General features: G+C 47.4%; 2 protein-coding genes. Both read right to left on the reverse strand.

Going from position 1 to position 6,826, the window contains the following annotated elements; translation table 11 throughout:
* Positions 1–3,837 precede the first annotated feature (3,837 nt).
* Positions 3,838–4,059, reverse strand: a complete 222-nt coding sequence (locus KDK18_RS14790; RefSeq protein WP_373690988.1) for a hypothetical protein — start codon at positions 4,057–4,059, stop codon at positions 3,838–3,840.
* 2,571 nt (positions 4,060–6,630) lie between these two features.
* The coding region (locus KDK18_RS13020; protein ID WP_257255358.1) for a hypothetical protein at positions 6,631–6,826 on the reverse strand (196 nt) is incomplete at its 5' end.

Here is a 6,826-nt window from a genome sequence, read left to right on the forward strand (position 1 = left end):
AGATAGAGGAACGCCATGTTCGAGAGAGACAGTCTGGCTGCCTCCGGAGCGGTATAGGTCACCAGTAGAGGATTGTAGTTGGAGTAGTACCAGATAACCGCCTGTAACAGAGAGGCTGAAGGTTTGACCCAGTAATCATTGAGCTGTCGCTCAACCGCTGCGGCGTGAGCCTGCACCAATGTGTCATGGATAGCCCGGATCAGCTCTGATTCAAATATTCCAGCAGCATGAGCGTAAGGTTCCAGGGTATCCTGAACATTGGTCAGGAATGCTGCCGTCTTGCGGCCGTTTTCAAAGGCAATATCGTCAAGAATGTAGTTGGCGATGATAGCAGCTGCGTATTCTTTCATGCCGGCAACAGACTCTTTCATACCTGCCGGGCTGGTGGCAGTCACGGGGACAGCCGTAAAGGCACTCTGCATGAATTCCTCAGTGCCTTTGTCGGACAGCATCTGGACAACGGTCTTGAAGTGAGGCAAATTGACGCCGTGTCTGTGGCCAAGGAAGTGTTCAAATTCATCCACTGTCTGATAACCATCCACACCTCTAACGGCTTTCATGTAGTTCTCAAGTTCAACCTTACTGATCACACCTTCACGCAGCAGACCGATAATCTTGTTACCACTGGCAGAACGAGTAGCGAAATATTCTGAGAAGCCTTTCAGGTCCTCTGGTTCATGCTCGACAAAGTGAATGGCTGCTGCGCCCATGCCGTATATTTCGTCTTCGTATTGTTGAGCCCCGGTTTTTAGCTCGATCCTGGCCCTGTGTGCCAGAAATTCGACTTCTTTCAGGGCATTCGTGGGCTGATCTTCTGCAGACTCAGACCTAAAGGTCGCCTTCAGGTTTTTGAAGACTTCCGCAATACGTCTGGCCTGATCAAACGTCAGATGGTCTCCAACCATTGCCTGCAGGCGAATCGGTGCCAATTCATCATCAAAATCGAAAGTCGGAAGGTATGGTAGTATTAGCTTACCGCTTTTTTCTGCCGATTCTGCAAGAGCCATTGCGGCTGACAGAGCTTGTTTCTTGAGAGAGTGCGTCTGCATATAAGCGTGCAACTCGGTTAGTATTTTTGCCTGTTTCGGCGTGTACTGGAAGGGGCCACCCTCATTTTCGACAGCTTCCTGTGCCGCTTCCAGGGCTTGCTTCATGTTCTCTATAGTCGCCGTCTTGAGTTCTACTTCCTTTTTCAGGCGCTCCTGCTGCAGGGTCAGTTGCAGGATCTTCCCGCCAGTACCGTCATATCCGCCCAGCTTTACTTGTTTGTTTTTCAGGGCGTCGATCCGGTCTTCATAATTGGCACTATAATCTTGTTTAAGACCCAGTTCATCTTCAATGTCTTTAAGATTTTCTTCATGATCCGCCAGAGCTTTTTGTGCTAACGGTATAGCCGCACTTTTCTGTTTCAGGACTGACTCCAGCGCGGCTATCTCGTCTTCAAGCAGAGCTTTGGCTTCCTGATCGACGCCCTTAAGCTCGTCAATCTCCTGATTTTTACTGTCCAGATTGTGTCTTGCATCACTTTCTTCTGCTCGTGCGAGGATCACTTCCTTCAGTTTATGGTCGCGCTCACGCATGAATTTTGCGATCTGAGCGTACTTTTTCATGATCTCAGGCAGTTCACCAACTGTTTCAACGACTACCTCGAATTTATCCCGACCGGGAGTGGCTACGGAGGCTTTAATGGCATTAAAATAATTCTCTTCTTCTGATGCATCAGGGTTACTCTCAACAGAGATGTCCAGATCTGATGTGACAGCTCTCAGTTTCAGAACAACTTCTGCTCGTCTCCCTGAACCGTCTCCCTGCAGGAAATGTCTGATGTCGTCTACTCGCTCTTCCGAGGTTTGCTCATCAACTGCAACCAGACCTAAACCGGTCTGAATTTGTTTCATTCTCTGATTAATAATTGCCTTTTCTTCATCCGTGAGAGGGAAGGTGGCAGGAGAATTAGATACCACACGTACATGAAGAATAGCCCCCAGCTTGCGGTAAAGAGCCTGCAGCTCATTTTCAGCTTCTCCCACAGCTTTCCTGGCTCTGGCTACTTCTCGATCAAGAGCGTACCGGGGTTTAGGTCCCAGGCGAGCCATTAGCCCGTCCAGTCTATTTTCAATGGTTGCGATTCGCTCATTAACGTCAGACTGACTCGCATTGAAAATTTCTCCGAACAGCTCATTGAGTTTCGCTTCAATCAGGCTGTTCTGGTCGTCGATAGCGGCATCATCTTTATAGTCCTTAATGTTGAGCTGGTGAGCTACTTTATTGTTTCTGGCTCTTCTGACAGCTTCATCGTCATTGGCCATGCCCACTATTAACGTCTGAATTTTGGCTTTTAAAGCATCCTTCCCATCAGGCAGGTTGTCATCTACTTCAAGTGCTACATGCAGATCTTTGGCCAGTTTAGCGGTGAGAGCCTTGACCTTGTCTTTAGCAGCAATGTGTTCAGAAGGGTAGATCTTGAGCTTGTCCTCTACGGCTGCAAGTAAACGTGCCTGTCTTTCACTGGCTTGCTTTTCCAGATGCAAATCTTCGACTTTATAGGCAAGAGTCGCATGAAGCCTCCTGAGTTTGAGAACACTCTCGTCGAGCGCTGTGCTGTCTTCTTTCCAGAGGGTCTGATCTATCTGCTCCAGCGTATCTTTCGGAACATCATCACCTTCAAGCAGTGTGAGAATCAGGGGAAGTCTTGCTGCCTGGTCATCCTCTTCGTTGAATTTAATGTTGAGTATTTTTTCTATGGTTTCCAGCCGATCGGTCTGTCGCACCCTGGCTTGCTTATCCGGGGCAGGGTCTTCGAGTTTATAGCGAAGGTGGGCAAGAAGCCTGATGAGTGTCAGGTTCTTCACGTTCAGGGTTTTGCTTTCAAATGCCCAAAGGATGATATCTATCTCATCCCGTATCTCATCCAGTTTCTCATCCGGGATAGCATGGCTATTGAGTATGCCGGAAATCCTGGTGAGTCTTGATATTTTGTCGTCCTCTTCATAGGCTATGACGCCGAGTATTTCTTCTGCGACCCCCAGTATGCTCAGGGCCTCTTTCTCAGCCAGCTGTCTGGCGTCTCTGATGTACACCTGCACCTCTCTGGAAATGTCCTGGCGACGGAGATAGACGTCGTCGTTTTGATCAAGGCAATGCATATCAAGGGCGTTTTCTACGGCAGTGAGTGTCTCAAGGACTTCAGGCATGACTTTGGGGTGGCCTGGTGTTCTGATGTCTTCCAGTTCTTTTTCCAGCTTCGCAAGTTTAAAGAGCTTGAGATATACCGTTCTTTCCAGGATAAAGCGGTCTTCCAGATTGCTGTCTTTAGCCAGCTCATTACCAAGAATCTTTTTCAGAGTGGCTTTTCTGACGTGGGTGAAGGAGTCCTCTAAATCCTTTTGACCGAGCAGGGTCTTAAGTCTGTTACGCATGATTTCATGTTTAGTGTACATTGCCTTAAGTTTCTGAATCAGGCGATCATGTTGAGCTTCAATATCATCATCATCAGCATTACTATCATAATCCGGAATGTTTAAATGTGCGGCAATGGTTTTATAGAGGGCTTTGATTTCATCTTCTTTTTCAGCATCTTTTCTAATGCTCTGTAGCCGAAGATGTTCTTGAACGATCTGAACTGCCTGCTGTTTTGCTGGCTCCTGAATGGCTTGGTAACGGACTTCCAGGTTTTTTTCTTCATCCGGGACGAGACTCAGCTGAACGTCAATGTTAGCCGGATTATTCTGGGCTATCCAATCGGCTGGTTCTGCCTTTTGTTGCAGGTGCTGTTGAATGGATCGATGACCCGAATCCAGACCGTTTTCATTGTCTGGAGTAATATCGTGCTCGCTTTCAATGGCTGCCAGTTGTTCTTTGACTGCTTCTTCCCGAGGTTTTTCTGTTGCAGCGTTTGCTGCGGTAACCGTCGCGGTATCTGATATTGTCGCAACCGGTGTTGCGGCGACCGACGTCCTGGCAACCGCTGTTGTGGCCAACGGTGTTGCGATGACCGATGTTGCGATGACCGATGTTGCGATGACTGATGTTGCGATAACCGATGTTGCGGTAACCGATGTTGCGGTAACTGGTCGTCGGATTTCAATAATTTTCTGGCTGATGAGTCTGGCTTGTTTTGCTAATGGCTGGGCATCCTCCCAGTTATCAATGCCAAGCTCTGCTGCCATTTGAGCGTTGCGAGCTTTTGTGGCATCGGTTCTGGCATTAAGAATTAGTTGTTCCAGATCTTCCTCATCGGAGAGTTCAGCGTCTTGTTCCAGCTGCTGTTGAATGAACTGAAGGTTAGTCAGGTCGTTTCCATTGTCCAAAATAAAACCGCGCTTGCCGCCAATATCCGCCTGTTTTGTTTTTGCAGCCTCTTTAACAGGCTCTCCTGTTGCGGCAACCAATGGGTTGATCGCCAGAGTTTTTTTTCCGGTGAGTCTGGCTTGTTCTTCCGGTGGCTGGGTATCATCCCAATCATCAATATCGGGCTTTGCTGCCGTTTGAGTATTGAAAGTTTTTGTGGCAAATGATTTGAAAATTCGAATTTTTTTCTCCAGCTTGGGAATTCGTTCGACATCCCGCTGAAGTTCCAGTAACAGGCTACGCAGTTCTCCCCTCTCTCCTCTAAGCCGTGCGAGCTCATTCTCAATTCTTTGCTTGCTTCGAAGTGCTTTGAATAATTCCTGTTTACTGGTAGTGGATTTCTCCGTTGTGAGCTCTATATGGCTTCTAAACCGGATGAGTTCACTTTCTCGTTCGCTTTCACTTGCCTGCAGCATTTCCAGCGAGCTTTCCAGCTCAATCAGCTTTCTGGCCATGTCGCTCGTGACTTTGGAAGCAAACTCTGTGTTATCTCCAAGAATATCGATCTGGGCTTCATTGGTAATGCTGACAAGAGGTACCACTTCCTTAATATTGTGGAGAAACAGCTGATTATTCAGGAGTTTGCTAATTTCGCGTCTCAAGCTGAAGTGTCGTTCGATTTGAGCACGCATCCAGGTTGGTGTGATGACCGAAGCAGCGATGTTGACATGATCTGGTGTGAATACAAATTCATCTGCTTGATCTGGAGTAGCACTGATCAATGCCTGCTCGAGAGATGCCCAGTATGCAAGCTCAATCGTCGCCTGTTCTTTTTTCAGTGAAAGCTTAGTCGATTGATCTTCGTAAGCTCTGGCATCGTACATCTCAAATAAATCTTCCAGCAGTGCCATCTGCGAGCTTCGAATGATGTATTGTAAGTTTTTGATCCTATCTTTTTTTACCTTCACTGATACCGGAGAGCTGGGGTTATCAGGGTCTATGTCCCAGAGGTTACGGAAGCTTCTGGCAAAAGCGGTGTCGGCCAGGTTCTGCTTCTGACCACGGAAAACAATAATCTCCCCCGAAGCCTCAGACACTTCCAGTTTTGGGTAACCCGCAGGCACAGGATAAACCTGTGTCTCATCCTCGAAGTGGACGACATATCCGACGGGTTTCTGGTATGACAACAAATCATTCAGGACTTTCTGTTGTAAATCTTTTTCCAGAACGTGAACCTGGGTGTAGGCAGTAGTCGCTGCTGCTAAAAGCGCTTCATCATTGACAAAGAGCGATTGACCCAGACGCTGCAGTTCAGGCGGCTGATCGCCGACAGCGACAAGACGCATAAAGGTGCGCCCATTCACTTCAACTTTGTCTACTTTAATGGTGGCAAGGGCTACATAGTGATCGACTTTGCCAAGGTTGCCTGCTCTATCATTGGCTCCTTTCAATACTCCGACCAGCTTTTTGGGGCTGACGACTCTCGTTAACGGTTCAAATGGTTGGGTGCCATCCAAGTGTGCAAGAACAGCCTCAATTGAATCCTGATCGGTCATTCCATTTCTGACTTCAATGATCAGCTCTTCTTCTGCAAGGTTATGGGTGAATCTGAAGACCCCCTCATTACCGACCTTGACGACTTTGGTGTATTTTTGAGCAACGTCATTGTCGTCTGTCTCAAACAGATCAACAGTGGAAACGCCACCGTCGATACCAGAAAGAACGTCTGTGAAGCCTTCAGAAGATATGTCATGGACAGTCCTTGCTTCAGCCTGATCAGGGTAGGTGGTAGTAAAGGATTTGGGTATTGGCTGCTGGTCATCACCTAAAGTTGGCTGAACCACGACCTCACTCTGGGTAAACTCCGTATGTCCATTGTCCAATATAATCATGGATTTTGTCTGCAGCCTGCGTTCGGCCAGTGCCTGTGTACCAGTGATGGAAGAAATGATGGAAACGGCCACGGCAAGGCTGATTGCGTTGGGGCGAACATATGTCATTCTACTACCTCAGAGCTGAGTATTTTATTACCGTGAAAAGTGATCACCACACCAGATAAGCAGGCAACTTCCAGTTTCTCATGGCTGTTCCGGTAAGTTGTTGAGTGAATTTAGTTCACAGTGGCAAATTCGGTAAGCAATTGAGCGAATTTAGTTCGTAATGACAAAGTCCAATGCCAGTAAAATTGAGTGGTTTTTTCAGGGCGGGAATACATTCATGCATGCCTGAAAACAGGGTTTATTTGATAGCCTGACCTGAAAGCAATCACTATGTATTCCTTTATACTGGTTGCTTTTCGATGGGTATTGCTACTGAGTGGGCATTCACTGATTTCTGATATTAAAGTTCGCCGTGGATTTTCTTATCTTTATCAGGGTCGAACCTCTCAATCTCGTGACCAGCCATTGCTGCTTTCACAGCTGTAGAGGAGGCAGGTGCTGAGGTCCTCCTGGCTTTCCTGTCAATATTCTGATGCCATTTGTAGAGGGCACCCAGAGTGTAAGAGTAAGGAATACTTTCTGCATGGGAGAATGAC

The sequence above is a fragment of the Endozoicomonas sp. SESOKO3 genome (genome assembly GCF_024606255.1).